The organism is Serratia sp. 22278 (assembly GCF_052045405.1).
GTDB classification, from domain to species: Bacteria; Pseudomonadota; Gammaproteobacteria; order Enterobacterales; family Enterobacteriaceae; genus Serratia; species Serratia marcescens.
In genome coordinates this window covers 719421-744371 of sequence record NZ_JBQEOW010000001.1, presented here as the reverse complement: position 1 = coordinate 744371, position 24951 = coordinate 719421, and the positions used below count along the sequence as shown (strand labels likewise).

The 24951-nt window shown below is 58.8% G+C and carries 26 protein-coding genes and 1 other annotated feature; of the genes, 3 read left to right on the top strand and 23 right to left on the bottom strand.

From position 1 onward, the window contains the following. Positions 1–74: 74 nt before the first annotated feature. The 11 genes from arnF to ACTJJ6_RS03705 all read right to left on the bottom strand — a co-directional run bounded on the left by arnF (position 75) and on the right by ACTJJ6_RS03705 (position 10829). Complete coding sequence (arnF, locus tag ACTJJ6_RS03755) at positions 75–467, bottom strand: 4-amino-4-deoxy-L-arabinose-phosphoundecaprenol flippase subunit ArnF (protein WP_016927955.1); 393 nt, start codon at positions 465–467, stop codon at positions 75–77. Continuing rightward, positions 464–808, bottom strand: coding sequence for a 4-amino-4-deoxy-L-arabinose-phosphoundecaprenol flippase subunit ArnE (gene arnE, locus ACTJJ6_RS03750; RefSeq protein WP_004931404.1), 345 nt, complete (start codon positions 806–808; stop codon positions 464–466). The genes arnF and arnE overlap by 4 nt, the downstream gene beginning before the upstream one ends. Further along, a complete protein-coding gene (gene arnT / locus ACTJJ6_RS03745; RefSeq protein WP_193842729.1) occupies positions 805–2469 on the bottom strand; it encodes a lipid IV(A) 4-amino-4-deoxy-L-arabinosyltransferase in 1665 nt (554 codons plus the stop codon). The genes arnE and arnT overlap by 4 nt, the downstream gene beginning before the upstream one ends. Beyond that, positions 2466–3371 (bottom strand): 4-deoxy-4-formamido-L-arabinose-phosphoundecaprenol deformylase, encoded by a 906-nt coding sequence (gene arnD, locus ACTJJ6_RS03740; protein WP_016927957.1) that lies wholly within the window; start codon positions 3369–3371, stop codon positions 2466–2468. The genes arnT and arnD overlap by 4 nt, the downstream gene beginning before the upstream one ends. Continuing rightward, positions 3368–5350, bottom strand: a complete 1983-nt coding sequence (arnA, locus tag ACTJJ6_RS03735) for a bifunctional UDP-4-amino-4-deoxy-L-arabinose formyltransferase/UDP-glucuronic acid oxidase ArnA (protein WP_033641428.1) — start codon at positions 5348–5350, stop codon at positions 3368–3370. The genes arnD and arnA overlap by 4 nt, the downstream gene beginning before the upstream one ends. Next, complete coding sequence (arnC, locus tag ACTJJ6_RS03730; protein ID WP_015377702.1) at positions 5350–6330, bottom strand: undecaprenyl-phosphate 4-deoxy-4-formamido-L-arabinose transferase; 981 nt, start codon at positions 6328–6330, stop codon at positions 5350–5352. Before arnC ends, arnA begins: the two co-directional genes overlap by 1 nt. Continuing rightward, complete coding sequence (gene arnB, locus ACTJJ6_RS03725) at positions 6317–7471, bottom strand: UDP-4-amino-4-deoxy-L-arabinose aminotransferase (RefSeq protein WP_440802130.1); 1155 nt, start codon at positions 7469–7471, stop codon at positions 6317–6319. The genes arnC and arnB overlap by 14 nt, the downstream gene beginning before the upstream one ends. A gap of 396 nt (positions 7472–7867) precedes the next feature. After that, positions 7868–8623 carry a vitamin B12 ABC transporter ATP-binding protein BtuD gene (btuD, locus tag ACTJJ6_RS03720; RefSeq protein WP_049300235.1) on the bottom strand — a complete coding sequence of 252 codons (756 nt, stop codon included), beginning with the start codon at positions 8621–8623 and terminating at the stop codon, positions 7868–7870. 5 nt (positions 8624–8628) lie between these two features. After that, positions 8629–9180, bottom strand: coding sequence for a glutathione peroxidase (locus ACTJJ6_RS03715; protein ID WP_004931411.1), 552 nt, complete (start codon positions 9178–9180; stop codon positions 8629–8631). Positions 9181–9225: 45 nt separating this feature from the next. Next, the gene (gene btuC, locus ACTJJ6_RS03710; protein WP_016927961.1) at positions 9226–10233 is read right to left on the bottom strand and encodes a vitamin B12 ABC transporter permease BtuC; all 1008 of its coding nucleotides are present in this window, start codon (positions 10231–10233) and stop codon (positions 9226–9228) included. Between the two features lie 179 nt (positions 10234–10412). Next, positions 10413–10829 carry a DUF2502 domain-containing protein gene (locus ACTJJ6_RS03705; protein ID WP_261459490.1) on the bottom strand — a complete coding sequence of 139 codons (417 nt, stop codon included), beginning with the start codon at positions 10827–10829 and terminating at the stop codon, positions 10413–10415. 232 nt (positions 10830–11061) lie between these two features. Between ACTJJ6_RS03705 and ACTJJ6_RS03700 the strand changes: the two genes are divergently transcribed. Continuing rightward, positions 11062–11193, top strand: coding sequence for a hypothetical protein (locus ACTJJ6_RS03700; protein WP_016927963.1), 132 nt, complete (start codon positions 11062–11064; stop codon positions 11191–11193). 187 nt (positions 11194–11380) lie between these two features. Here ACTJJ6_RS03700 and ihfA read toward each other — a convergent pair whose 3' ends face one another. From ihfA to ACTJJ6_RS03655, 9 genes are all read right to left on the bottom strand, one after another. Next, positions 11381–11677, bottom strand: coding sequence for an integration host factor subunit alpha (ihfA, locus tag ACTJJ6_RS03695; RefSeq protein ID WP_004931414.1), 297 nt, complete (start codon positions 11675–11677; stop codon positions 11381–11383). Positions 11678–11681: 4 nt separating this feature from the next. Continuing rightward, complete coding sequence (gene pheT, locus ACTJJ6_RS03690; RefSeq protein WP_016927965.1) at positions 11682–14069, bottom strand: phenylalanine--tRNA ligase subunit beta; 2388 nt, start codon at positions 14067–14069, stop codon at positions 11682–11684. A 14-nt stretch (positions 14070–14083) separates the two neighbouring features. Continuing rightward, positions 14084–15067 (bottom strand): phenylalanine--tRNA ligase subunit alpha, encoded by a 984-nt coding sequence (pheS, locus tag ACTJJ6_RS03685; protein WP_004931416.1) that lies wholly within the window; start codon positions 15065–15067, stop codon positions 14084–14086. Between the two features lie 186 nt (positions 15068–15253). Beyond that, positions 15254–15376, bottom strand: a sequence feature (Phe leader region). Further along, entirely contained in the window at positions 15328–15372 is a 45-nt protein-coding gene (gene pheM, locus ACTJJ6_RS03680; RefSeq protein WP_121626058.1) for a pheST operon leader peptide PheM, read from the bottom strand. It overlaps the preceding feature by 45 nt. Before the next feature lie 113 nt (positions 15377–15489). Continuing rightward, entirely contained in the window at positions 15490–15846 is a 357-nt protein-coding gene (rplT, locus tag ACTJJ6_RS03675; RefSeq protein WP_004931417.1) for a 50S ribosomal protein L20, read from the bottom strand. Positions 15847–15889: 43 nt separating this feature from the next. Beyond that, entirely contained in the window at positions 15890–16087 is a 198-nt protein-coding gene (rpmI, locus tag ACTJJ6_RS03670) for a 50S ribosomal protein L35 (RefSeq protein ID WP_004931418.1), read from the bottom strand. A gap of 98 nt (positions 16088–16185) precedes the next feature. Beyond that, on the bottom strand, positions 16186–16737 hold the full coding sequence (gene infC / locus ACTJJ6_RS03665) for a translation initiation factor IF-3 (protein WP_048233542.1): 552 nt from the start codon (positions 16735–16737) through the stop codon (positions 16186–16188). Positions 16738–16740: 3 nt separating this feature from the next. After that, positions 16741–18669: a threonine--tRNA ligase gene (gene thrS / locus ACTJJ6_RS03660; protein ID WP_025159696.1), complete on the bottom strand. Its 1929-nt coding sequence runs from the start codon at positions 18667–18669 to the stop codon at positions 16741–16743. 218 nt (positions 18670–18887) lie between these two features. Then, complete coding sequence (locus ACTJJ6_RS03655) at positions 18888–19511, bottom strand: hypothetical protein (RefSeq protein ID WP_143778918.1); 624 nt, start codon at positions 19509–19511, stop codon at positions 18888–18890. 246 nt (positions 19512–19757) lie between these two features. On the opposite strand from ACTJJ6_RS03655, the gene ACTJJ6_RS03650 reads away from it, so the two are divergent. Both ACTJJ6_RS03650 and ACTJJ6_RS03645 read left to right on the top strand, forming a co-directional pair. Continuing rightward, the gene (locus ACTJJ6_RS03650; RefSeq protein ID WP_050072186.1) at positions 19758–19955 is read left to right on the top strand and encodes a hypothetical protein; all 198 of its coding nucleotides are present in this window, start codon (positions 19758–19760) and stop codon (positions 19953–19955) included. 107 nt (positions 19956–20062) lie between these two features. Beyond that, positions 20063–20749, top strand: a complete 687-nt coding sequence (locus tag ACTJJ6_RS03645; RefSeq protein ID WP_016927970.1) for a MarC family NAAT transporter — start codon at positions 20063–20065, stop codon at positions 20747–20749. Between the two features lie 37 nt (positions 20750–20786). Here ACTJJ6_RS03645 and ACTJJ6_RS03640 read toward each other — a convergent pair whose 3' ends face one another. The 3 genes from ACTJJ6_RS03640 to ACTJJ6_RS03630 all read right to left on the bottom strand — a co-directional run bounded on the left by ACTJJ6_RS03640 (position 20787) and on the right by ACTJJ6_RS03630 (position 24949). Further along, complete coding sequence (locus ACTJJ6_RS03640) at positions 20787–21920, bottom strand: ABC transporter substrate-binding protein (protein WP_028128169.1); 1134 nt, start codon at positions 21918–21920, stop codon at positions 20787–20789. Positions 21921–22070: 150 nt separating this feature from the next. Beyond that, positions 22071–23354 (bottom strand): serine/threonine protein kinase, encoded by a 1284-nt coding sequence (locus tag ACTJJ6_RS03635; RefSeq protein ID WP_028128168.1) that lies wholly within the window; start codon positions 23352–23354, stop codon positions 22071–22073. Between the two features lie 257 nt (positions 23355–23611). Then, complete coding sequence (locus ACTJJ6_RS03630) at positions 23612–24949, bottom strand: c-type cytochrome (protein WP_033640514.1); 1338 nt, start codon at positions 24947–24949, stop codon at positions 23612–23614. Positions 24950–24951: the final 2 nt, after the last annotated feature.

The following is a 24951-nucleotide window of genomic DNA, read 5'->3' as shown; positions in this document are numbered from 1 at the left end:
GTTAATTTATCTCCCGCACGATGAAAAAGGCAAGCGCCATAAGGGAGATAATGGCGGGATCGCCGGTTTTGGCGCTATTCCGGCGATTTTGTCTCGGGTTTGCTGTTAATCAGCCAGACGCCGAACAGAATAAACAGCGTGCCCAACGTTTTCAGCAGCGTAGCGGACTCGTTAAACCACGGCAGGATCACCGCCGCCAGGTAAACCAGCGCATAGCTGACGCTCAGCAGAGGATAAGCGCGGTTTAACGGCAGATGGCGCAGCGCAAAGAACCAACACAGCATCGACAGCGCATAACCGAAGATGCCGCCGCCCACCGCCAGCAGCGGCAACCCGTTGTCGCCGATCAGCGCCAACGAGACGTCGGCGAACGACATCAGCGGGATCTGCACCATGCCCCACTTCATCAGCAACTGCGCCAGCGTCACCAGCAGTACGCTGGCGGCGCCCCAGGCATAGCCCTTCATGAATGCACGCTCATCAGCAGGATCCCCAGCATAATCGACGCCACGCCGCACCAGTGGCGAACGGTCGTCGGCTCATGAAACAGCCAGCGCGCCGCCAGCGTCACCATCACGAAGTTCAGACTGAGCATCGGGTAAGCCAGGCTGAGCGGCAGGCGTTGCAACACATTGAGCCACACCGCCATGCCCAGCCCCAACAGCAACACCGCCAGCGCCAACCAGCGCAGCGTCTGTTTCAGCCGCGCCTCGTCTGCCCGTTCCCAGCAGTGCGCCGCCTGTTTCTGGCACAGCTGCCCACCACAGGTGAGCAGGCTGACCACTATCACCAACAAAAAACCGATCATGGTTGCTGTTTATACCACATCAGCACCAGGCGGTTCATACGATCCACCTTGTCTGCGACCGGCAGCTCCTGCGGCAGCGCTTCATCACGGGACAGCTGCAACACCAGCGACACATTGCCCTGCTTGCGCGCCTGCGCCAGCCACTGCGGGAAGTCGGCATCGCTGATCAGGTGCCCCTTGGCGTCCGGGTACTCAAGACCATAGGCCACCTCGCCTTTCTGGCTGTACATCAGCACGTCGCTGCGCTTCAGTTCCCAGGCCAGACCGGCCGCCAATCCGACGCTGTCGCTCAACACATAGCGGCTGTCGCTCAGTTCGGCCATCGTGGCGCGGGCGAAGTTTTGCGGCAGTTTGGAATCGGTCACCTGTTGCGGAATGGCGTAACCGATCACCAGGCACAGCAGCACCGGGCAAGCCGCCGCCCAGCGCCATTGGCGGCCGTTATCGCGCGCAGAAACCAATGCGAACAGCAGCCAGCCGCCGAAGGCGATCAGGCCGAGCACCACTTTCGGCCACTCCTGGGGAGTAAACAGATGCGCTTTCGGCAGCAGACCGGAGCTCAACACCACCAGCACCACGATGCCAATCAGCCCGAACAGGCCGTTCAACCAGGCATTGGCCTTGAACAGCTTGGCGCGCAGCGTGGCGGCATAGTCTTCCGCATAGGCGGTCATCAGCAGCGCCAGCGGCGCCATGCACGGCAGAATGTAGGTCGGCAGCTTGCCTTTGGCGATGCTGAAGAAGATCAGCGGCATCAGCGCCCAGCTCAGCAGGAAGAACAGCTCCGGACGCTGTACGCGCTCGCGCCAACCTTTGAGCAGCGCGCCGGGCAGCAGCGCCAGCCAAGGCAGCACCGCCGCCAGCAGAACCGGCAGGTAATACCAGAACGGCGCTTTGTGTTGAGCATTATCTTCGGCGAAACGCTGAATATGCTCGACCCAGAAGAAATAATTCCAGAAATCGGGTTCGCGTTGCGCGATAGCCAGCGCCCACGGCAGGCTGAGCAGCGTAGCGGTCACGATCGCCACCGGGCCATAGCACAGCAGATCCTTGATGCGGCGTTGCTGAATGACGATCGGGATCACCGCGATCACCGGCACCGCCAGCGCCAGGAAGCCCTTGGTCATAAAGCCCATGCCACAGGCCAAGCCCAGCAATGCGTAAGCGCCCAGCTTGCCCTTGACCGAGGAGGCCTGCAGCGTCAGGTAATAGCTGACCATCGCCGCCGCCAGCCACAGCGAAATCATCGGATCCAACACGCTGTAAGTGCCGATGCTGAACACCAGCACCATCGACAGGAACATCAACATCGCCAGGCTGGCGCGGCGCGCATTGCGCCACATCAGCATCGCCAGCGCGAACACCAGCAATGCGGTCATGCCGGTGCTGAACACCGAGCCGAAGCGCACCGCAAAGTTGTTTTCGCCAAACAGCCACTGGCTGATGTTATTGAACCAGTAACCCGCTACCGGCTTCTCGAAATAACGCAGCCCCAGCAGATGCGGCACCACCCAATCGCCGCGTTGCAGCATTTCACGGCTGATCTCGGCATAACGCGTTTCATCCGGCTGCCACAGCAGGCGGCCGTTAAGCGGGATCAGGTAAACCAGAGCAAAAAAAACGGCCAGCAGAATGGCCCAGGATCCTTTTAGCGCCTTCATGTAACGTCCTTCACATCGGTTTGACAGCCCAGCCAACCTTCGCGGCCGGGGAAAGGAGCGCGCTTGATGCGGCCCAACGGCAGTGACGCCAAATCTTGCGGTAACAGCGCGCTCAGCGGACAGAATTCGATGCCCTGCCGCTGTGCGCGTTGCAATAACTGTTCGAACATCGCCGCTTGCGACATGCCTTCCACTTCGGTGTGAATGGTGTACACCGGCACGCCGCGATCGTTCTCGATAGCGCGCAGAATGTAGTCGTTGAAGTCGGCCATGCTGACTTCGCTGCCGATCACTTCGTCAAAGGTCGGCAACGTGACCGGGATCTGCACCGTACCGTGACGCCCATCGCTCAGCACCGGACGAAACGGATGGGTGCCGCGGCAATCGCTGTTGTAATGGAAGCCGAAGCGCTGCTTGACCTCCAGCACGCGCGTATCGGCGCGCCAGCCCGCCACGGCGGAGCATTTCACCGGCTGGCCGGTGCAGGCGCTCAGGGCGTCGACGCCCCGCTGCACCTGCTCGGTCAGCTGCGCCTCGCTCCACTTGCCGACCTTGGCCTGCCAGCCCTGGTGATCCCAGGCGTGCAGCCCGACTTCATGGCCGGCTTCGGCGGTGCGCTTCATCAGCGGCCCCAACGCGCGCGAAATATTGCGCCCCGGCCAGGCGGTGCCGGCCAGCAGAATATCCAGGCCGTACAGCGAGGCGGCGTTCGAACGCAGCATTTTCCACAGAAATTTCGGACGCAAAAGGCGCCAAAGATGGCGCCCCATGTTGTCCGGTCCCACGCTGAAGAAGAAGCTGGCCTGAATGTCGTACTTTTCGAACAGGTCCAGCAACTGCGGCACCCCTTCACGGGTGCCGCTGAAGGTATCTACATCAACCCGCAGACCGACTTTCTTCATGCACCGTTCCCTTCCTGAACGGTAGTGCGCAGGAAGTAGTCCAGCGTATCGGCGACGGTTTGCTTCATCTCGATGGTCGGCTGCCAGCCCAGCAGACGGTGAGCGTTTTTGATGCTCGGCGTGCGGTGCTCGACGTCCTGGTAACCTTTGCCGTAGTAGCTGCTGCTCTCTACGTCCTTGAAGCCGGCAAACGGCGGGAAGCGGTCGCGCAACGGGTGGTTGTTGAAGCTTTCCAGCAGCATTTCCGCCAGCTCGCGAATGCTCGCTTCGTTGGTCGGGTTGCCGATGTTGACAATCTGGCCGTCGCACAGGCCGTCGCGGTTCTCGATGATGCGGAACAGCGCTTCGATGCCGTCGTTGATGTCAGTGAAGCAACGTTTCTGCGCGCCGCCGTCCATCAGTTTGATCGGCGAACCTTCCACCAGATTGAGGATCAGCTGAGTGATGGCGCGGGAAGAACCGATGCGCGCAGCGTCCAGGTTATCCAGACGCGGCCCCATCCAGTTGAACGGACGGAACAGCGTGAACTTCAGGCCTTCTTTGGCGCCGTAAGCCCAGATCACCCGATCCAGCAGCTGTTTGGAGACCGAATAGATCCAGCGCTGCTTGTTGATTGGCCCGACGATCAGACGCGAATGGTCTTCGTCGAACTCTTTGTCGTCGCACATGCCATACACTTCTGAGGTGGACGGGAAGATGATGCGCTTGTTGTATTTCACGCAGTCGCGAACGATCTTCAGGTTCTCTTCGAAGTCCAGCTCGAACACGCGCAGCGGGTTACGGGTGTATTCGATCGGCGTCGCGATCGCCACCAGCGGCAGCACCACGTCGCATTTCTTGATGTGATACTCGATCCACTCGGAGTGGATGCTGATGTCGCCTTCCACAAAGTGGAAACGCGGGTTGTCGAGGAAGCGGCTGATGGCGTCAGAACCGATATCAAGACCGTAGATGTCGTAGCGGTCGTCGCGTAGCAGGCGCTCGGTCAGGTGGTTGCCGATGAAGCCGTTAACCCCGAGGATCAGCACGCGGGTGCGGCGTTTCATTACGGCGTTCGGCTTGGCGGCCAAACGCACGTCGGTGACGATGCCCATTTCCTGCGCCAGGCGGCTGCCCTGCACGTACAGACCGCTGTCGTTCTGACCGGCGACGATCTCCAGCGCGCCTTCGCCACAGGCGATGACCAGCGGCGAGGTGCTCAGCACGGTGCCCGGCTGTTTATCGTGTTGGGTGTCCAGCACGCGAGAGCGCCAGACAATCAGTTTGCGCTGGCCGAGGTAGCTGAACGCGCCCGGGTACGGCTCCGTGACTGCGCGCACCAGGTTATTGATCTCTTTAGCGGATTTGTGCCACAGGATCTCGCCGTCCGCCGCGGTGCGACGGCCGAAGTAGCTGGCCTGAGACTCATCCTGCCGGGTGAAGGTGGCGGTGCCGTTCTTCAGTTTCGGCAGTTGCTCTTTCAACACGACCTGCGCGGCTTCCAGCACTTTTTTGTGCAGCGTCAGCGCGGTGTCGTTGTCTGCGATGGTCACTTTCTGCTGACCGACGATGTCGCCGGCGTCCGGGCGTTTCACCATTTTATGCAGCGTGGCGCCGGTTTCGGTTTCGCCATTCACCAGCGCCCAGTTCACCGGCGCGCGGCCGCGGTAACGCGGCAGCAGCGAGCCGTGCAGGTTGAAACCGCCCTGCGGCGCCAGCGACAAGATCTCGTCGCTCAGCATGTGACGGTAATAGAACGAGAAGATCACGTCCGGCTGCAGTGCGCGAATGCGGTCAACCCACAGCGGGTGATTTACGTCTTCCGGCGCATAGACCGGCAGATCCAATTCGGCGCCCAAACGGGCCACAGAGGAGAAGAAGTTGTTCTCACCAGGGTCGTCGGTGTGCGTGAACACGGCCTGCACGTCATAACCCGCCTCAGTCAGCGCTTTCAGACCTGCGCAGCCAATATCATGGTAAGCAAATACAATAGCTTTCATCATTCTTCTTCCTGAGTATTGTGGTCATGCTGTGCACCGACCACTTTCTGAACAAAATAGCGAGGACGCGCACGCACGTCGGTATAGATGCGGCCGATGTATTCACCCAACAGCCCCATGCCGACAAACTGGGCGCCGATAAAGGTGAACAGGACGGCGAAAAGGGTGAACACGCCGCCGGCGGCCCATTCAGGGCCGAGCAGCAGACGCAGTGCAATCAGCACCAGCGCCAGCACAAATCCGGACAGCGCCACAATGCTGCCGACCACGCTGAGCAAACGCAGCGGTGTGGTGGTCAGGCAGGTGATCAGGTCATACATCAGGTTGATCAGCTTCATCAGGCTGTACTTGGAGTCGCCAAACTCGCGTTCGGCGTGACGCACGTCGATCTCGGTCGTGCGGCGGGCGAAGGTGTTCGCCAGAATCGGGATAAAGGTGCTGCGCTCATGGCAGTGCAGCATCGCCTCAACGATATGACGACGGTAGGCGCGCAGCATGCAGCCGTAGTCCCCCATCGACTTGCCGGTGGCGCGTTGAATCATCATGTTGATCACGCGCGAGGCGCTTTTGCGGAACCAGGAGTCCTGACGGTTGGCGCGCACGGTGCCCACCACGTCATAGCCCTCTTCCGCCACGCTGACCAAACGAGGGATCTCCTCCGGCGGGTTCTGCAGATCGGCGTCCAGCGTAATCACCAGATCGCCGGTCACCTGGTTGAAACCGGCCATGATCGCCGAGTGCTGGCCGTAGTTGCGGTTCAGCAAAACGGCGATCACGTGGCTGTCCGGCTTTTCCGCCGCCGCGGTCAGCATGTCAGCGGAGTTGTCGCTGCTGCCATCGTCGACGAGGATGATTTCATAAGGTTGAGATAACTGCTTACAGGCGGCAGTAGTACGCTCCAGCAACGCCGGCAGGCTTTCCTGCTCGTTGTATACCGGGATGACTACCGACACTTTTTTAATCGGTTCAACGCGAGACACGTAAAGACTCCACAACAGAAGACAAGGCATTGACCACGCGATCCACGTCGGCGTCGGTCATGTCAGGGAATAGCGGTAAGGTGCACAGCCGCGCCGAGTTCCATTCGGTATTCGGCAAAGAAAGCTGTGGATAACGCTCACGGTAGAATTTCTGGGTGTGCGCGGCGCGGAAATGCAGCCCGGTGCCGACGCCAACCTCTTTCAGGCGCTCCATCAGCTGGTCGCGATCGATGCCGCAACGCGCCGGATCGACGCGGACCATGAACAGGTGCCAGGCGTGGTCATGCGGATAATCCGGCACGCCCAACGGTTGGAACGGCGAGCCTTCCAACGCGCTCAGGTAGCGCTGTGCCAGCGCCTTACGCCGTGCGTTCAGCTCAGCGAAGCGTGACAGCTGCACCACGGCGATCGCCGCGTGAATGTCGGACAGGTTGTACTTGTAACCCGGCTCCACCACTTCGGCCTGCGGTTTGCGGCCTAGCTGCTGGCGATCGAAGGCATCGACGGCCAGACCATGGAACTTCAGACAACGCAGGCGATCCGCCAGCGCATCGTCATCGGTGGCTATCAGGCCGCCTTCGGCGCAGGTCACGTTTTTAATCGCATGGAAAGAGAAAATCGCCGTGCCGCGCGCGCCGACCCATTCGCCGTTGTAGCGCGTGCCGACCGCATGGGCGGCGTCTTCGATCAGCGGTAAGCGGTAGCGTTCGGCCACGGCGCGCAGCGCATCCATCTGCAGGGGAGCACCGGCATAATGCACTGGAACAATCGCTTTGGTATTGGGGGTGATGGCAGCCTCGACATCGGCGGCGCTGACCATCAGCGTATCACGGTCAACGTCGATCATCACCGGCGTGGCGCCCAGCAACTCAATCATGTTGAGGGTGGAAACCCAGGTTTGCGAAGGGGTGATGACTTCGTCGCCGGGGCCAATGCCCAGCGCCATCAGCGTGATGTGCATGCCCGCCGTGGCGGAACTGACGGCGATGGCGTGCTTACAGCCGAAAGTGGAACAGAAGTCATTTTCCAGTTGCTGGTTTTGCGGCCCGGTGGTGATCCAGCCGGAACGCAGCACTTTCTCTACCGCGGCGATTTCTTCGTCGCCGATGGCCGGACGAGAGAAAGGCAAAAATTGATCCATAGTTAACCCCAAACGTATCGAACTGCTTTTGATGACACTGTAAATCCCTTTCGTTTAACGAATATTAAACGCCAGAGAAGAATCGTTTCCGTGGATTAACTGCCAATGTAAGGCCGCAAGCTTAACTAAACCTTAAGACGAGGATTGTCATCAGTAGGAGAACTGATGGATAGGCGCCGTCATCATTAATTTAAGTTTATTATGTAAATCAAGTAATTATATTTATTAATAATTATTTACTTATTTTATTTTTGCCGAATCAAGCGTAGCACGTCATTGGCGTTTTTCAAGAAAACTCACGAAAAAATGAGAGGCAGAACAATAATAGCCGATGATTACCCGGCTATTTATATTCACTATGTTTAGTTTTCGTTTACATTTATGCCGCGGGACGAATTAAGCCGTGCGGGTCATGATCCAACGCTGGTTCCCCACCCATTGCAGGTGGAAATCCACTTCATAGATCTGCGACAACAGTGCGGGTGCCATCACCTCACGGGTGATGCCCTGCGCGACCAACTGCCCTGCGTGCAACAACCAAACCCGATCGGCCTGCTGCAGGGTATGATTCAGATCGTGCGCGCACACCAGCGCGCTTCGCCCGCTTTGGCAGAATTCGCGCAGCAGGCGATCCAGCGCGACCTTTTGCGCCACATCCAGGCTATTGGTCGGTTCATCCAGCAGCAACAATCGGCTGTGCGGGTTGACGCTGGGCCATACCTGCAGCAATACCGCCGCCAGCCGCACCCGTTGCCATTCGCCACCGGAAAGCTGTGTCAGCATGCGTGACAGTTTATCCACCAGCTTCAACCGCTGGCACAGATAGAGGATGGAGTGCTCCACTTCGGTTTGCGCCGCGCCGGCAGGCCGGTGCAACGCCAAATACTGAAACACCGGCATCAGCGACACCGGCGGCTGTTGCTGGCTGAGATAACCGCGTCGGCGCGCCAGCTCGCTCCCCGGATAATCGGCTAACGCGCGTCCGTCCAGGCAGACTTCGCCCAGCCCCGGCAGCATGCCCGCCACCCGCGCCAGCAGGGTACTCTTCCCTGCGCCATTTGGGCCGATCAGGTGAACCTGCAACCCGCCGTCAATCTGTGCCGAAAAAGGCGCCAGGCGCCCCGCCACCCCAACCTCAACGAGTTGCAGCATCCGTATTATCCTGCCAGCGCTTGTTTCACCGCCGCCACCAGCGCCGGATCCTCAGGTGTGGTGTCAGGCGAGAAGCGCTGGATCACCGTGCCGTCGCGCGCGATAAGGAATTTCTCGAAGTTCCACAGAATGTCGCCGGGGTGCTTCGGCGCACGCCCCTTGCTGGTCATCCGCGCCAGGAACTCGCTGCCTTCCGGCGCGACAGCCTCCGGCTGTGCGGCAATCAACGCTTGATACAGCGGATGACGGTGTTCGCCGTTCACCTCAATCTTGGCAAACATGGGGAATTGCACGCCGAAGGTTCCGCGACAAAACGCCAGGATCTCTTCGTTGCTGCCCGGCTCCTGGCCCAGGAATTCATTGGACGGGAACCCCAAGACTTCCAGCCCTCGTTCGCGATAGGTTTCGTACAGCGCTTCCAGCCCTTCGTACTGCTTGGTCAGGCCGCACTCCGAGGCCACGTTGACCACCAGCAGCACCTTGCCCTGATAGGCACCCAGCGTGGTCGTCTGATTTTCGATGGTTTGTAACGGCAGGTTGTCGATTGGCTTGCTCATCGGTTGTCATCCTTTGGTTTTTTAATGGCAGGTGAATGAAGAAAACTACCTTACGCCTTTTGTCCGGGTCAGTAACCAGATAAATAGCGGCGCCCCCAGCGTGGCGGTCACCACGCCGATCGGCAGCTCGGCCGCCAGCAGCGCAACGCGAGCGATCACATCGGCCACCAGCAACACCCCGGCCCCCGCCAGCGCGCAGGCCGGCAGCAGATAACGCTGGTCTGTCAGGCCAGTGAGCCGCAAAATATGCGGGATCACCAGCCCAACGAAGCCGATCACCCCGGCGAGCGCCACGCTGACGCCAACCAGCCAGCCGATCGCCAGCACCAGCAGGTTACGCCACAAATGCAGCGACAGCCCGAGCTGGCGCGCCTGCACCTCGCCCAGCGCCATCAGATTGAGCGCTCGGCCCTGGCCACACAGCCACAGCAACACCGGCAGCAGCGCCAGCACCAGCCACTTTTGGCGCCAGTCGACGCCGCCGAAACCGCCCATCATCCAGTACATCAGCTGCCGTAGATCGAGGCTGGTGCTGAAATAGACCGCCCAGGTCATCAGCGCGCTGCACACGATGCCCAGCGCCACGCCGACCAGCAACAGCCTTGCATTGGTCAGACGTCGCCGGCGAGCGAAACCCAGCAGCAAGAAGGTCATCGCCAGCGCACCGGCTATCGCGGCGGCGCTCATCAGCGCCACCGGCAACAAACCGTGCCCCAACAACACCGTCAGCACCAACGCTACGCCGGCGCCGTTAGCGACGCCCAGCAGACCGGGCTCCGCCAGAGGATTTTCAAACAGCGCCTGCATCACCGCGCCCGCCACCGCCAGGGCGGCGCCGACCAGCATCACCGCCAGCGCGCGCGGCAAACGCAGTTGCCAAACGAACAGTTGCGCTCGATCGCTGAACCACGCTGACGGCCATATCCATTGGTCGCCGGCGCAAAGGCTGACCAGCAACGCCACCGCCACGCCCAGCGCCAACAGACCGAGCTGGCGTTTATCGCGGTAGCGTTGATGTTGCAACAGTAAGGTGAAGGTACGGCTGGTTGGCATGGCGCGGCGGTTCCCTGCCGGCCGCTGTCGTGGCCGGATAATTGACGTTTGAGTCGAATATTAGGGGGTTAACGCCGCAAGGGGAAGTCTTGCGTGGATCGTGGCTCAGGAAAGCAGCGGCTGGCCTTGCCCGTCATCGCAGCAATGATGGCAAAACCAGCCGCCGATAAACTCAGGGATTAACGATGCGGGCCGGCGTTGCCCGGCGGATAAGGTTGGCCGCGGCCGTCATCGCGGCGGTCATGGTCACCGCGATCGTCATGACGGCGGTCGTGGTCGCGACTATCGCGATCGCCGTGGAATGGATTGCCGCTGTGTTCCGGTTCACGATGCGCATAGCCACGCGGCGGCGAAGGTTGCCAGCGTCCGCCGTCCCAGTACATACCGCGCGCATTGCGCTCACCCAGGCCGCGGCCCTGGTGCGCATGCCACCACTGCGGGGGACGCCAGTCGTAGCCATCCCAGTAATAGCCACGGCGGTCCTGATCCCCCAAATGCAGGGAAACGCCCGGCACGTTGATATCGACGGAGACATCGGCCTGTGCCGCCAGCGGCAGCAACAGCGGGAAACACACCAGCAACAGGATCTTTTTCATTTTGCCTTCTCACTCTATTTTTCTTGCTGCAGTGGTTATATCAGTGCGCTTATTTAGCGACTATCTCACCGGCGCCTATTTTCAGATCGTTTTCGACGGCCTTACACAATCCCGACACTGTTTGCCGCCGCCTTTAATTATTATTGCCTCTGCCAAGGCTTAACGAATAACTGACATCGCTTAAGCGGCACGACAATGATAATTAAACGGATCCCCACCGGAGGATAATAAGATGATTAAACGTATCGGTATGCTGCTGGCCGTGGTCGCCCTCGCCTCAACCCTTAGCGCCTGCTGCTGGGGCCCGCACGGGGGCGGCGGCCATCGCGGCGACGGCCCTGGCCATTATTACGGCCGTTATTGAAGCGGGAAATAAAAGCCACGCATTATACGAAATAAGATATGAGAATATTCTGCAATTAAGGGAGATGATTTTCGCCGTGCCAACTTAACGGCTCAATGACGTCTTGTCTTATCGATTAGGAATAAACTGAATTTTGTCTCAGAAAAGAAAAAGGCCGCGCAAGCGGCCTTTTTTGATGTCACGTCACTCACCCTTTCGGGCTGGCGTTTTCTACCCGGCTTTTCAGCTTCTGCCCCGGACGGAAGGTCACCACGCGGCGCGCCGTAATCGGAATGTCTTCGCCGGTCTTCGGGTTACGCCCCGGACGTTGGTTCTTGTCACGCAGATCAAAGTTGCCAAAACCCGACAGTTTTACCTGTTCGCCATTCTCAAGGGCCCGACGGACCTCTTCAAAGAACAGTTCCACCAGGTCTTTGGCGTCCCGTTTGCTAAGCCCAAGCTTCTCAAACAGGTGTTCTGACATTTCAGCTTTAGTAAGCGCCATAGGTTCAATCCCTCAAGGATGCTTGGAATCGCTGTTTTAGAGCCTCTACGCATTTTGCAACGGTAGCGGCTATCTCCTCTTCTTCCAGTGTACGAGCGGTATCCTGCAATACCAGACTGATAGCCAGGCTCTTGTCACCTTCTGCCACGCCCTTGCCACGGTACACGTCAAACAAGTTTACGCCAACTACCTGATTTGCGCCAACTTTCTTACACTCGGCCAAAATATCTTCTGCGGGGACGTTTTCAGCCACCACAATGGCGATATCACGGCGGTTTGCCGGGAAGCGCGAAATCTCCCGCGCCTGAGGCACGGCGCGGCTCGCAAGCTTGTTCCACTCCAGTTCAAACACCACGGTGCGGCCGTTAAGATCCAGTTTACGTTCAAGTTCCGGGTGAACCACACCGATGAAACCAACGCGTTCGCCATGCAAATAAATCGCCGCACTTTGCCCTGGATGCAGGGCCGGATTGGCTTCCGCCCGGAACTGAATTTCGGATAATTTACCGGTCAGCTCGAGGACAGACTCCAGATCCCCTTTTAAATCATAGAAGTCGACGGGCTTGCGCGCCAGATCCCAATGTTCATCGTGTGTATGGCCGGCGATCACGCCCGCCAGCATGACATCCTGACGGATACCCAGATCTGCCGCACTATCAGGCACAAAGCGCAGACCGCTTTCGAACAGACGCAGACGCGTCTGCTGGCGGTTCTGGTTATACACCACCGCAGACAGCAGGCCGGTCCACAGCGACAGACGCATCGCCGACATTTCTACCGAAATCGGGCTTGGCAGGATCAGCGCTTCTTCATTCGGGTGCAACAACGCCTGCACCTTCGGATCGACGAAGCTGTAGGTGATCGCTTCCTGATAACCGTGATCGACCAGCATGGTCTTCACGCGCTTCAGCGTCAGATCGGCTTCGCGATGCTGGGTCATCACCAGATCGGCGCGGACCGGCACATCCGGGATGTTGTCGTAGCCGTAAACGCGCGCCACTTCTTCCACCAGATCCTCTTCGATCTCCATATCGAAACGCCAGCTCGGCGCGACCGCTTGCCAGCTGTCGCCCTGCTCGGTCACCTGGCAACCCAGGCGGCGCAGAATGTCGCTGACCTGCTCGCTCGGCACCACGTGGCCGATCAGGCGATCCAGTTTCTCGCGGCGCAGCGTGATGGTGGCGCGCTTCGGCAGTTCGTTCTCGTGGGTCACGTCGATAATCGGGCCGGCCTGGCCGCCGCAGATGTCGAGCAGCAGGCGCGTGGCGCGCTCCATCGCTTTGTACTGCAGCGCCGGATCGACGCCGCGCTCATAGCGGTGAGAAGCGTCGGTGTGCAGGCCGTGACGGCGCGCGCGGCCGGTGATCGACAGCGGGCTGAAGAAGGCGCACTCAAGCAGCACGTCCTGAGTTTCCCCGTTGACGCCGGAATGCTCGCCGCCGAAGATGCCGCCCATCGCCAACGCTTTTTGATGATCGGCGATCACTAAGGTATCGGCGTTCAGTTTGGCTTCGTTACCGTCCAGCAGCGTCAAGGTTTCCCCTTCTTCCGCCATGCGCACCACTATGCCGCCGTCGATGCGGCTCAGATCGAAGGCGTGCATCGGCTGGCCAAGTTCCAACAGCACATAGTTGGTGACGTCGACGACGGCATCGATAGAACGGATACCGCAACGACGCAGTTTTTCACGCATCCACAGCGGGCTTGGCGCCTTGACGTCGATGCCTTTCACCACGCGGCCCAGATAACGCGGGCACGCCTGCGGCGCGTCAACGCGGATCGGCAGCGTGGCGTCGATAGTGGCAGCCACCGGGCTCATATCCGGCTCGGTCAGCGCCACCTGGTTCAGTACGCCCACGTCGCGCGCAACGCCGATGATGCCCAGGCAGTCGGCGCGGTTCGGGGTAACGCTGATCTCGATGGTGTTGTCGTTCAGTTTCAGGTAGTCACGGATGTCGGTGCCGATCGGCGCATCCAGCGGCAGCTCGATGATGCCGTCATGATCGTCGGAAATGCCCAGCTCGGAGAATGAGCACAGCATGCCTTCCGAAGGCTCGCCGCGCAGCTTGGCGGCCTTGATTTTGAAATCGCCCGGCAGCACCGCGCCCACGGTGGCGACCGCCACTTTCAGGCCGGTACGGCAGTTCGGCGCGCCGCAGACGATGTCGAGCAAGCGATCGCCGCCGACGTTGACCTTGGTGACGCGCAGTTTGTCGGCGTTCGGGTGCTGACCGCACTCGACCACTTCACCCACCACAACGCCGTTAAACGCGCCGGCGACAGGATCCACGCCGTCCACTTCCAGGCCGGCCATGGTGATTTGATCGGATAATGCTTCGCTGCTGATGGCCGGGTTTACCCACTCGCGCAACCAGAGTTCACTGAATTTCATGTGATATTCCCGCCTTACTTAAACTGTTTGAGGAAACGCAGATCGTTTTCGAAGAATGCGCGCAGATCGGTGACGCCGTAACGCAGCATCGTCAGGCGCTCCATGCCCATGCCGAAGGCGAAGCCGGAGTAGACTTCCGGATCGATGCCCACGTTGCGCAGCACGTTTGGATGCACCATGCCGCAGCCCAGCACTTCCAGCCACTTTCCGTTCTTACCCATCACGTCCACTTCAGCGGACGGCTCGGTGAACGGGAAGTAGGACGGACGGAAACGAACCTGCAGGTCTTCTTCAAAGAAGTTGTTCAGGAAATCGTGCAGCGTGCCCTTCAGGTTGGTGAAGCTGATGTCTTTATCGACGATCAGCCCTTCCATCTGGTGGAACATCGGGGTGTGAGTCTGATCGTAGTCGTTACGGTAAACGCGGCCCGGCGCAATGATGCGGATCGGCGGCTGTTGGTTCTTCATGGTGCGGATCTGCACGCCGGAAGTCTGGGTGCGCAGCAGGCGCGTGGCGTCAAACCAGAAGGTATCGTGGTCGGCGCGCGCCGGGTGATGCCCTGGAATGTTCAGCGCGTCGAAGTTATGGTAATCGTCTTCAATCTCCGGGCCGGTGGCAACGGAAAAGCCCAACTCGCCGAAGAAGGTTTCGATACGGTCGATGGTGCGGGTCACCGGATGCAAACCGCCGTTCTCCATGCGACGGCCTGGCAGGGAGACGTCGATGGTTTCAGCCGCCAGGCGCGCGTTCAGCGCGGCGCTTTCCAGCGCATTCTTACGCGCGTTCAGGGCGTCCTGCACTTCTTGCTTGGCCTGGTTGATCACCGCGCCGGCCGCCGGACGGTCTTCCGCCGGTACGTCACGCAGAGACTGCATCTGCAAGGTGAAATGACCTTTCTTGCCAAAATATTCGACGCGCACCAAATCTAACGCGGCAACATCCTGGGCATCTTCTACGGCTGCCTTGGCATTGGCAACCAGCTCTGCGAGATGTGGCATTGCTTTCCTCTTCCTCTGGCCGGGATGGCCCTAAGTAATTGTTATCTATTATTCGAACACGCCTTTGAGCAATCTTCAAAGACTTTTCAATGCGTTGTCGACCAGGCGACTCACCTGCGCGGCACAGGGCCGGCTGAGTGTCTGCCCCCTCGCCGCAGCAGTGTGCAAGGCGAGGCGATGGCCAAAAACAAAAAAGCCTCCACGAGGGAGGCTTAGGCGCTACTTTTCGTTTCTTTTCTTACGCGCGAAGCCTCCTGAAATCAGGCGCTAAAGTAAAAAAAGAAACGAAAAATAGCTGCGTGCATGATTGCGGTACCTTGTCGATGATTGTCCACCAGTGATATAGCGGCGGGCAATAAAAGTCAATATTTGTCGCTGAAAACAAAGATTAAAAGAGGGAGCAAGCTCCCTCTTCAACTGACTTACGCCAGAGCTGCTTTCGCTTTCTCAACCAGTGCGCCGAAGGCCACTTTGTCGAAGACTGCGATGTCAGCCAGGATCTTACGGTCAATTTCGATCGACGCTTTTTTCAGGCCGTTGATGAACTTGCTGTAAGACAGACCGTTCTGACGAGCAGCTGCGTTGATACGTGCAATCCACAGCTGACGGAACTGACGCTTACGTTGACGACGGTCACGGTAAGCGTACTGACCTGCTTTGATTACTGCCTGGAAGGCAACACGATATACGCGCGAACGGGCACCGTAGTAACCTTTCGCCTGCTTCATGATTTTCTTGTGACGTGCGCGTGCAATTACACCACGTTTTACGCGAGCCATATGCTCTCTCCTAAAGTCTTATTCTAAATTCAAAAAAAATGGCTTATGCGTACGGCAGGCACGCGGTAACCAGGACCAGATCGTTTTTAGACACCATGCCTTTCGGACGCAGGTGACGTTTACGCTTGGTTGCTTTTTTGGTCAGAATATGACGCAGGTTGGCATGTTTACGCTTAAAACCACCGCTGCCGGTTTTTTTGAAGCGCTTGGCTGCACCACGTACAGTTTTAATCTTTGGCATTTTAATTAAATCCACTTCGCATTGTTAAACAACGAATCAGTTGGGCGAATAAAACCCACACAGCGCAAGCGCCGCGCGGGTTCCATTACTTGTAAGCCTTACTGTTTCTTCTTAGGAGCGAGCACCATAATCATCTGGCGGCCTTCGATCTTCGTAGGGAAGGATTCGACCACTGCCAGATCCATATCTTCACACAGGTCTTTACGGACGCGGTTAAGCACTTCCATACCGATCTGCTGGTGCGCCATCTCACGCCCGCGGAAACGCAGGGTGATTTTGGCTTTATCGCCATCTTCCAGAAAGCGAATCAGGTTGCGTAGTTTGACCTGATAGTCGCCATCATCGGTGCCAGGACGGAATTTGATTTCCTTGACCTGAATAACTTTTTGCTTCTTCTTCTGTTCTTTCGTCGACTTGCTCTTCTCGTAGAGGAATTTGCCGTAATCCATGATTCGGCAAACTGGCGGTTCGGCATTTGGGCTGATTTCTACTAAATCAACGCCCGCTTCCTCAGCTTTTTCAAGAGCTTCATTCAGACTGACAATACCAATCTGCTCGCCATCGACGCCGGTTAGGCGAACTTCTTGCGCGCGAATTTCTCTGTTAATGCGATTAGGACGCGCCGGTTGAACTCGTTTTCCGCCTTTAATACTTTATTCCTCCAGTTGATGAAGACTACGGCTGCGAATCTCTTTCAGCAGCTTGTCTACGACTTCGTTTACGTCCAGGCTTCCCAGGTCTTTGCCACGGCGGGTACGAACGGCAACTTTGCCTGCTTCGACCTCTTTGTCGCCGCACACCAACATGTAAGGGACTCGACGTAAAGTATGTTCGCGAATTTTAAAGCCAATCTTCTCATTTCTCAAGTCCGCTTTCACGCGAATGCCTGCATCCTGCAGTTTTTTGGTCAATTGCTGGACATAATCAGACTGGCTGTCGGTGATATTCATCACCACCACCTGCACCGGAGCGATCCAGGTCGGGTAGAACCCGGCGTATTCTTCGGTCAGGATACCGATGAAGCGTTCCATGGAGCCCAAAATGGCGCGGTGAATCATTACCGGCACGACGCGATCGTTGTTTTCGCCAACGTACGATGCGCCCAAACGGCCCGGCAAGAAGAAATCGAGCTGCACGGTACCACATTGCCATGCGCGATCCAAACAATCATGCAGGGTAAATTCAATTTTCGGTCCGTAGAAAGCGCCCTCGCCCGGCTGGTATTCGAACGGAATGCCGTTCTCGGTCAGCGCGGCGGCCAGGTCTTCTTCCGCCCGGGTCCACATGTCGTCGGTGCCGATGCGTTTTTCCGGGCGAGTCGACAGCTTGACGGCGATCTTGTCGAAACCGAAAGTGCCGTACACGTCATACACCATGCGGATGCATTCGTTCACTTCGGCGCGCACCTGCTCTTCGGTACAGAAGATGTGGGCGTCATCCTGTGTGAAGCCGCGCACGCGCATCAGGCCGTGCAGGGAACCCGACGGCTCGTTGCGGTGGCAGCTGCCGAATTCGCCCATGCGCAGCGGCAAATCGCGGTACGACTTCAGGCCCTGGTTGAAGATCTGCACGTGGCCCGGGCAGTTCATCGGCTTGATGCAGTATTCGCGGTTTTCCGACGCGGTGGTGAACATGGCGTCTTTGTAGTTTTCCCAGTGGCCGGTTTTTTCCCACAGCACACGGTCCATCATGAACGGACCTTTCACTTCCTGGTACTGGTACTCTTTGAGCTTCATGCGCACGAAGGCTTCCAGCTCGCGGAAGATAGTCCAACCGTCGTTGTGCCAGAACACCATGCCCGGCGCTTCTTCCTGCATGTGATACAGGTCGAGCTGTTTGCCGATCTTGCGGTGATCGCGCTTGGCCGCTTCTTCCAGACGTTGCAGGTAGGCGTTCAGCTGCTTCTTGTCTGCCCAGGCGGTACCGTAGATACGCTGCAGCATTTTGTTTTTGCTGTCGCCGCGCCAGTAAGCGCCGGAGGTTTTCTGCAGCTTGAAATGGTGGCAGAAACGCATGTTCGGCACGTGCGGACCGCGGCACATGTCGACGTATTCTTCGTGGTGATACAGGCCAGGACGATCGTCATGGCTGATGTTCTCATCCAGGATCGCCACTTTGTAGATTTCGCCGCGCTCGGCGAAGGTGTCGCGGGCTTCTTGCCAGCTGACCTTCTTCTTGATGACGTCGTAATCCTTATCGGCCAACTCATGCATCCGCTTTTCCAGCAGATCCAGGTCTTCCTGCGTCAGGGTGCGGTCGATATCCACGTCATAATAGAAACCGTTGTCGATCACCGGACCGATCGCCATTTTGGTATCCGGCCACAGCTGCTTGATCGCATGACCCAGCAGGTGCGCGCAGGAGTGGCGCATGATTTCCAGACCGTCTTCGTCTTTGATGGTGATGATGGCCAGCTGCGCATCCGATTCTATCAGATCGCCGGCATCAACCAGTTCGCCGTTGACGCGGCCGGCGATACAGGCTTTCGCCAGGCCAGGGCCGATATCGCGCGCGACATCCATCGGGGAAACGGGGTGGTCGAAATGACGCTGACTACCGTCAGGAAGAGTAATAACAGGCATTAATAATTCCTTATCTACAGTGGTGACCCACACGACAGATCACATGCAGTACGAAAATTGGGTTTTGGGTTTGGTCAGCCAGGTTTCAGATCTCGCCCACAATTGCCAGATTGAAACCTCACTGGGTATACAGAATGGAACGCATACCTTCTCAGCCGCATTCGGCTAAGCGAATAGTATCACTAAAATTGTTCCGGATAAATAAAGCGCCGCCGCCCTCACACTTTCGCTTCATCCGGCGCAAAAACGCCTCTCATGTAGCTGAGAGTGGCCAACAGGCACAGGCCATAGCCCAGCAGTTCGCAGCCCTCTTCCACCATGTTTTTCACCACCCGGTTGTAGCCGTCCAGCATCAGCGTTTGCCACAGCGCGCTCATGCCGAACAGGCGTGAGAACACCAGAATGCACAGCAGGCCGGCGCACATCATGCCGTAGCCGGGATGCGTCGCGAAATAGGCCAGGCCGCGCACCGTAGCCGCAATATGCCGTGCCGCATGCCACAGGCAGGCCAAGGCGACCGCCAGCGCGAACCACACCCAGGCGCCGTGCCACAACGCATCGAAAGCGAAGTCCATCTCGCGGATCAGCATGCAGAGAAAGAAACCGCCGACCAGCATCCAGGCGGAGCGGCGTTCCATCTGCCGCCGGGCCGCGGCGAAAAAACCGCCGGAGATGGCGAGCAGCAACAGTTCCTGCGCCGCTTCGGTCAGCGAGGTTTCATGCACGAAGTTATGCAACCAGTGCACATCGATAAACACCAGGCCGACCAATGCCGCCATGAAGGCGGCGGAAAGCGCGAATGCGCTGATTTTCCCCAGTAAAAGTTTCAGTTCGTCTTGCATAATCAATCTCGTTATCGTTTTAAAGCGCGCCTATGGTAGGCAGCTGAGCCTGTGGGGTGTAGCAATTGGTGCGCAACGTCGGCCTTTACCGGTCAACTGCGGCGAAAAAGGCCATAAAACACAAAAACTGCGCATTTTTTCTGAGCGCAGGCCATTTTGTCGCCGTTGTCGGTGATGCCGCCGCCTCGCGTGGCGCGTTCTGCCGCCAGCCGCTATCCTGAAAGCTGTCCGTTCCAATCGAGACTTATGCAGAACATGAACCGGTTACTTGCGGTCCTCGTCGTGGCATGCGCGGTATTGGCGATGCTGCATGGGCTGATGCATTTTGGCGTGCGTTCGGCGCCGCGGGCGATTGCGGTCAACGAAGCGCCGTTGGGATGTGAGGATGAACCTGAGCTCGCCGGCGAGTGCAACGGCAATGATGAAACGCCGGCCGACGGTTAATTAACGTTACGAGCTATCCCCATTGCCGCCAGGCACGCGGCAGGCTAGGCTGTTTAGCTCATGGGCCGCCGCTTGGCGGCCTGAACGTTGCACAGGGAGTCTACTTTATGACGGGTATTTTGCAGTTATTCCAGGCCATCGGACTGGGTTTGGTGCTGCTGTTGCCGCTGGCCAACCCGCTGACCACGGTGGCGTTGCTGCTCGGCTTGTCCGGCAATATGACGCGCGAAGAGCGCAATCAGCAGTCGCTGATGGCCTCAGTTTATGTGTTCTGCATCATGACGGTGGCGTTTTACGCCGGGCAGGTGGTGATGAACACCTTCGGCATTTCGATCCCCGGCCTGCGCATCGCCGGCGGCCTGATCGTCGCCTTCATCGGTTTTCGCATGCTGTTCCCGCAGCAGAGCCCCGAAGACGCGCCGGAGGTGGAGAGCAAGTCGCACGAGCTGCGCCACAAGACATCGGCCAACATCGCCTTCGTGCCGTTGGCCATGCCGAGCACCGCCGGGCCGGGCACCATCGCGATGATCATCAGCTCGGCGTCGAGCGTCAAAGCGAACTCGCTGGGTTTTGAACCCTGGGTGTTGGCCGTGGCGCCGGTCGCCATCTTCCTGACGGTCGCGGTGATCCTGTGGGCCTGCCTGCTCAGTTCCGGCGCCATCATGCGGTTGGTGGGGAAAAGCGGCATCGAGGCGATCTCGCGCCTGATGGGGTTCCTGCTGGTGTGCATGGGCGTACAGTTCATTATCAACGGCGTGCTGGAGATCATCTCCACCTATACGCCGGCCGCCTGATCATACAAAACGGGCGCGATCGTCGCGCCCGTTGCCGTTATTTCCCCGCCGGCGCCTGCGCGCCCAAAATGCCCTTGCCTTCCGGCACTTCGGTAAAGCGACTGAGGATCTCGCTGTAGGTCTTGGCCGGATCCAGATCCGGGAACTGCGCCGGATAGATAAACTTCGCCAGATACTCCAGCCCCACGATGTTGTACGGGTGGTTGTAGAAGTTATGGTAGATGCCGTAGAACCGCCCTTCCTTCACCGCCGACACCTGTGAGAACCCCGGGCGCTGTTTCATGCGGTTGAAGGCCTCATCCACCTGTTGCTGCGTCACGCCATAGCCGAACGGCACCGCGGCATTGGTCTTGCTGGCCCACTGTGAGCCGGAAACAATGTAGGCGTCCGGTTTCATGGCGATCACTTTTTCCAGCGCCACGTCGCCGGTCGCGCCCGGCAACAGCGCAGAGCCGATGTTGCGCGCGCCGACCGCCTCGACCAACGCGCCCCAGCCGACGTGCGCATGGGTGAAGCAGCAGGATTCCAGACCATTCAGACCGGCCTTGGCTTCGAAGAACACCAACGGTTTGGGCTCCACCGCCTGCGTTTTGGCCAGAATGGCCTGATAATGCTGCTGATAAAAATCGGTATATTGCTTGGCTTCGCTTTCGCGGTTGAGGGTTTCCCCCAACAGCGTCACGCTTTTCGGCGTGTTTTCCACCGGCTTGAGCATGGTATCGATAAACAACACCGGTACGTTCAGCGCCTTCAGCTTATCCAGCACGCCGGTTTGGCTCAGCGAAGGCTTGGAGCGCAGCTGGGCGATCATCAGATCGGGGCGCTTGGCGATCACGCTCTCCAGATTCACTTCACCTTTATCGCTGAATCCCATGTCGATGATGTTTTTCGCCGCCGGCCATTTGCTCTGCAAGATATCCCAGGTCGCCGCGTCGCTTTTCTTCAGCAGGTTATTCCAGGCCACCAGCCGGCCGAACGGGTTGGCGCGATCGAGCAGCGCCAGCGTGAGAATGTCGCGCCCGTCCTGCACCACGATGCGTTTCGGCTCCTGCTGGAGGGTGACCGTCTGCCCGGAGGTGTCGGTCAGGGTCAACGGATAGGTAGTGGCCATCGCCGGAGAGGCGAGCAAGGCGGCGCAAACCAGCGCCGGCAAAGTGATTCGACGGTGCACGAAAAACTCCTTGGTCATGAATACATTCAGGAAATACTAATGAGAATGGCTTGCATTATCAAAGGTAACGCCCGGCATGTCGGCGATTAATTGCAAAGGGATGTGTAAAGGAAGGATAAGAGGCGCGCCGGAAGCGGCGCGCCCAGGGGATCACATCAGGCCGTAGATCAGCGCCGACAGCGCAATCAGGCCCATCACCAGCACGAAGACGTTGCTCGCCGCGCGGTACTGGCGCATGGCCGGCACCGCACGCACGGCGTACATCGGCAGGATAAACAGGATCGCTGCAATCAGCGGGCCGCTGATGGTTTCGATGATGTGCAGCGCGCTGGGGTTCCACACCGTCGCCGCCCAGGTGAGCAGGAACAGCGACGCCGCCGAGATGCGGTGCGTCATGCGCGAGGTGAGCGGCTTGCCGATCGCGCGCGTGACACCGTCGATCAGGCTGGTCGCCCCTTCCGTCACTCCCAGCGACGTGCCGAGATAGGACTTGGCCATCGCCAGCATCGCCATCACCGGGCCAAGGTAGGCGATCAGCGGGTTGGAGAACTTGTTGGCCAACGTGGTCAGCACCGTGATGTTCTGCTCTTTCGCCTGCAGCATGTCTTCATGAGACAGGCTCAGCACGCAGCTGAACACGAAGAACAGCACGGTAACGCAGATCAGCACATAGCTATAGCGCATGATGCGCGCGCAGCGGCGTTCCGCCTTGTCGCCGTACAGGCTCTTCTGGGTCGAGGCGAAGGAAGAGATGATCGGCGCATGGCTGAAGGAGAACACCATCACCGGCACGGCCAGCCACAGCGAATGCCATAGCCCCGGCGTGTCGAAGCGGGTGGCGGCCAGGCCGTGCACGAAGTTGGCGGTATTCCAGCTCGGCATCAGATAGAGCGAAATGCCCATCAGGAACACCAGCAGTGGGAACACCAGCATGCCCATCGCCGCCACGATGCTGTCTTTGCCGCGCAGCAGCACCAGATTGAGCACCACCACCACCGCCAGGCTCAGCCAGATGCGCGGCAGCGGGGCCACGTGGAACTGATGGATCAGGAAGCTGTCCAGCGCGTTGGTGATCGAAATGCTGTACACCAGCACGATCGGGAAGAACGCCATCAGATACAGCATCATGATGATTTTGCCGGCCAGCACGCCGAAGTGTTCCACCACCACATCGTGAATGTTGCCATCGCGGCTGGAGCCTGAAAGCACGAAGCGGCTGAGCGCGCGGTGCGGCAAATAGGTCAGCGGGAAAGCGAACAGCGCCATCAACAGCAGCACCAGCGGGCCGTTCAGGCCGGCGTTGATCGGCAAGAACAGCGTACCGGCGCCCACCGCAGTCGCATAGAGACCGAACATCCAGACGGTGTCGGTTTTGTTCCATTTGGCAGTCTGAGCGGCCGTCAGCGTGCCTGAATCGGGAGAAATCGTACTCATGAGACAGTCTACCTTAATCTGCGGCGACAACGATTGCGCCTAACGGGATATCCTTCTCCGCGAGTTTTTTAATAATAATCAGTGAATTAAAGCGATATTTCATACTTACGCCTGATGAAAGGACGGCAAAGGATAATGAAAAATCCGCTGCGGGTCTATGTTTTATCGGCTGAATGAACGATTTGCGAACACATTGTGCTGAAAAAAACGGCGCGCTCAGTAAAAACTAAGGGCCCCTTGCGGAGCCCTTAAGCGGTTTATTTCTTCGCGTCCGGATGGTCCGGCACCTCGGCGCTGCCCATCTCCTTCTCGTCGCGGATCATCGAGCGATCTTTACGCACGTCGGCTACGTCGGAAGCGCTCACCGGTTTGGCGCTGTTACCCCAGCTGGAGCGGATGAAGTTCACCACGTCCGCCACCTGCTGATCGTTCAGACGCCAGCCAAACGGCGGCATGGTGATGTTGGATACCGCCCCCTGCACCGCCGGCGTAGTGTTGCCGGTCAGCACGATGTGGATCAGCGAAGTCGCGTCCTCGGTCTGCACCACCGGATTGCCCTTCAGCGACGGGAAGGCGCGCTTGTAGCCCACGCCGTCGGTGCGGTGGCAGGCCGCGCAGTTATCGACATACAGCGCCGCGCCGGGCTTGCTGTCGTCGCCGCGCCACAGATCCTTGGCCACGCTGTCTTCGACCGGCGCCGCCTGCTGCTTGCCGTCTTTCGGCGGCAGCGATTTCAGGTAGCGCGCGATGGCGGTCAGATCGTCGTCGCTCAGGTATTGCAGGCTGTGCTCCACGACGTCGCTCATGCCGCCGAACACGATGGCTTTGTCGTTACGGCCGGTTTTCAGGAACTCTGTCAACTCGGCTTCGCTCCAGCTGCCCAGGCCATCCTTGCGGTCGCCGCGCAGGCTGGAAGCCACCCACCCGTCGATCGGCGCGTTGCTGCCGGACAGGTAGTCGTCGCTTTCGCTGTTGCTCAACGCTTTTTCCTGCATGGTGATGCTGCGCGGGGTATGGCAAGCGCCGCAGTGGCCCAGGCCTTCCACCAGGTAGCGTCCGCGTTCAATCACCGGATCGGCCTTGGCGTCGGCAACGAAGTCCGCCGGCGACGGCGCAAACATGCCGCGCCAGATGCTCAGCGGCCAGCGCATCGACAGCGGCCACGGGATGTCGGAGTCTTTGTTGGCCTGTTCCACCGGCTGCACGCCGTGCATGAAATAGGCATACATGGCGCGCATGTCGTCCTCTTTCACCAGCGCGAACGACGGGTACGGCATCGCCGGGTACAGGGTGCTGCCGTTTTTGGCTACGCCCTTACGCACCGCGTTGTCGAAATCCTCGAAGCTGTAATCGCCGATGCCGGTTTTCTTGTCCGGCGTGATGTTGGTCGAGTAGATGGTGCCGATCGGCGTCTCCATCGCCAGGCCGCCGGCGAAGGTTTTGCCGCTCTTGCCATCAGTATGGCAGGCCACGCAGTCACCGGCGCGCGCCAGGTACTCGCCGCGCTTGATCAGCTCGCTGCTGACGGTGGCGTCCTGCGCCCAAACGGAAAAACTCACTGCACTGAGAACCAGTGCCGGTACAAATGCTTTCATCG

Coding starts and splice junctions, on each gene's coding strand:
- arnF (WP_016927955.1), bottom strand. CDS start 467: ATGAAGGGCTATGCCTGGGGCGCCGCCAGCGTACTGCTGGTGACGCTG.
- arnE (WP_004931404.1), bottom strand. CDS start 808: ATGATCGGTTTTTTGTTGGTGATAGTGGTCAGCCTGCTCACCTGTGGT.
- arnT (WP_193842729.1), bottom strand. CDS start 2,469: ATGAAGGCGCTAAAAGGATCCTGGGCCATTCTGCTGGCCGTTTTTTTT.
- arnD (WP_016927957.1), bottom strand. CDS start 3,371: ATGAAGAAAGTCGGTCTGCGGGTTGATGTAGATACCTTCAGCGGCACC.
- arnA (WP_033641428.1), bottom strand. CDS start 5,350: ATGAAAGCTATTGTATTTGCTTACCATGATATTGGCTGCGCAGGTCTG.
- arnB (WP_440802130.1), bottom strand. CDS start 7,471: ATGGATCAATTTTTGCCTTTCTCTCGTCCGGCCATCGGCGACGAAGAA.
- btuD (WP_049300235.1), bottom strand. CDS start 8,623: ATGCTGCAACTCGTTGAGGTTGGGGTGGCGGGGCGCCTGGCGCCTTTT.
- ACTJJ6_RS03715 (WP_004931411.1), bottom strand. CDS start 9,180: ATGAGCAAGCCAATCGACAACCTGCCGTTACAAACCATCGAAAATCAG.
- btuC (WP_016927961.1), bottom strand. CDS start 10,233: ATGCCAACCAGCCGTACCTTCACCTTACTGTTGCAACATCAACGCTAC.
- ACTJJ6_RS03705 (WP_261459490.1), bottom strand. CDS start 10,829: ATGAAAAAGATCCTGTTGCTGGTGTGTTTCCCGCTGTTGCTGCCGCTG.
- ACTJJ6_RS03700 (WP_016927963.1), top strand. CDS start 11,062: ATGATTAAACGTATCGGTATGCTGCTGGCCGTGGTCGCCCTCGCCTCA.
- ihfA (WP_004931414.1), bottom strand. CDS start 11,677: ATGGCGCTTACTAAAGCTGAAATGTCAGAACACCTGTTTGAGAAGCTT.
- pheT (WP_016927965.1), bottom strand. CDS start 14,069: ATGAAATTCAGTGAACTCTGGTTGCGCGAGTGGGTAAACCCGGCCATC.
- pheS (WP_004931416.1), bottom strand. CDS start 15,067: ATGCCACATCTCGCAGAGCTGGTTGCCAATGCCAAGGCAGCCGTAGAA.
- rplT (WP_004931417.1), bottom strand. CDS start 15,846: ATGGCTCGCGTAAAACGTGGTGTAATTGCACGCGCACGTCACAAGAAA.
- rpmI (WP_004931418.1), bottom strand. CDS start 16,087: ATGCCAAAGATTAAAACTGTACGTGGTGCAGCCAAGCGCTTCAAAAAA.
- thrS (WP_025159696.1), bottom strand. CDS start 18,669: ATGCCTGTTATTACTCTTCCTGACGGTAGTCAGCGTCATTTCGACCAC.
- ACTJJ6_RS03655 (WP_143778918.1), bottom strand. CDS start 19,511: ATGCAAGACGAACTGAAACTTTTACTGGGGAAAATCAGCGCATTCGCG.
- ACTJJ6_RS03650 (WP_050072186.1), top strand. CDS start 19,758: ATGCAGAACATGAACCGGTTACTTGCGGTCCTCGTCGTGGCATGCGCG.
- ACTJJ6_RS03645 (WP_016927970.1), top strand. CDS start 20,063: ATGACGGGTATTTTGCAGTTATTCCAGGCCATCGGACTGGGTTTGGTG.
- ACTJJ6_RS03635 (WP_028128168.1), bottom strand. CDS start 23,354: ATGAGTACGATTTCTCCCGATTCAGGCACGCTGACGGCCGCTCAGACT.
- ACTJJ6_RS03630 (WP_033640514.1), bottom strand. CDS start 24,949: ATGAAAGCATTTGTACCGGCACTGGTTCTCAGTGCAGTGAGTTTTTCC.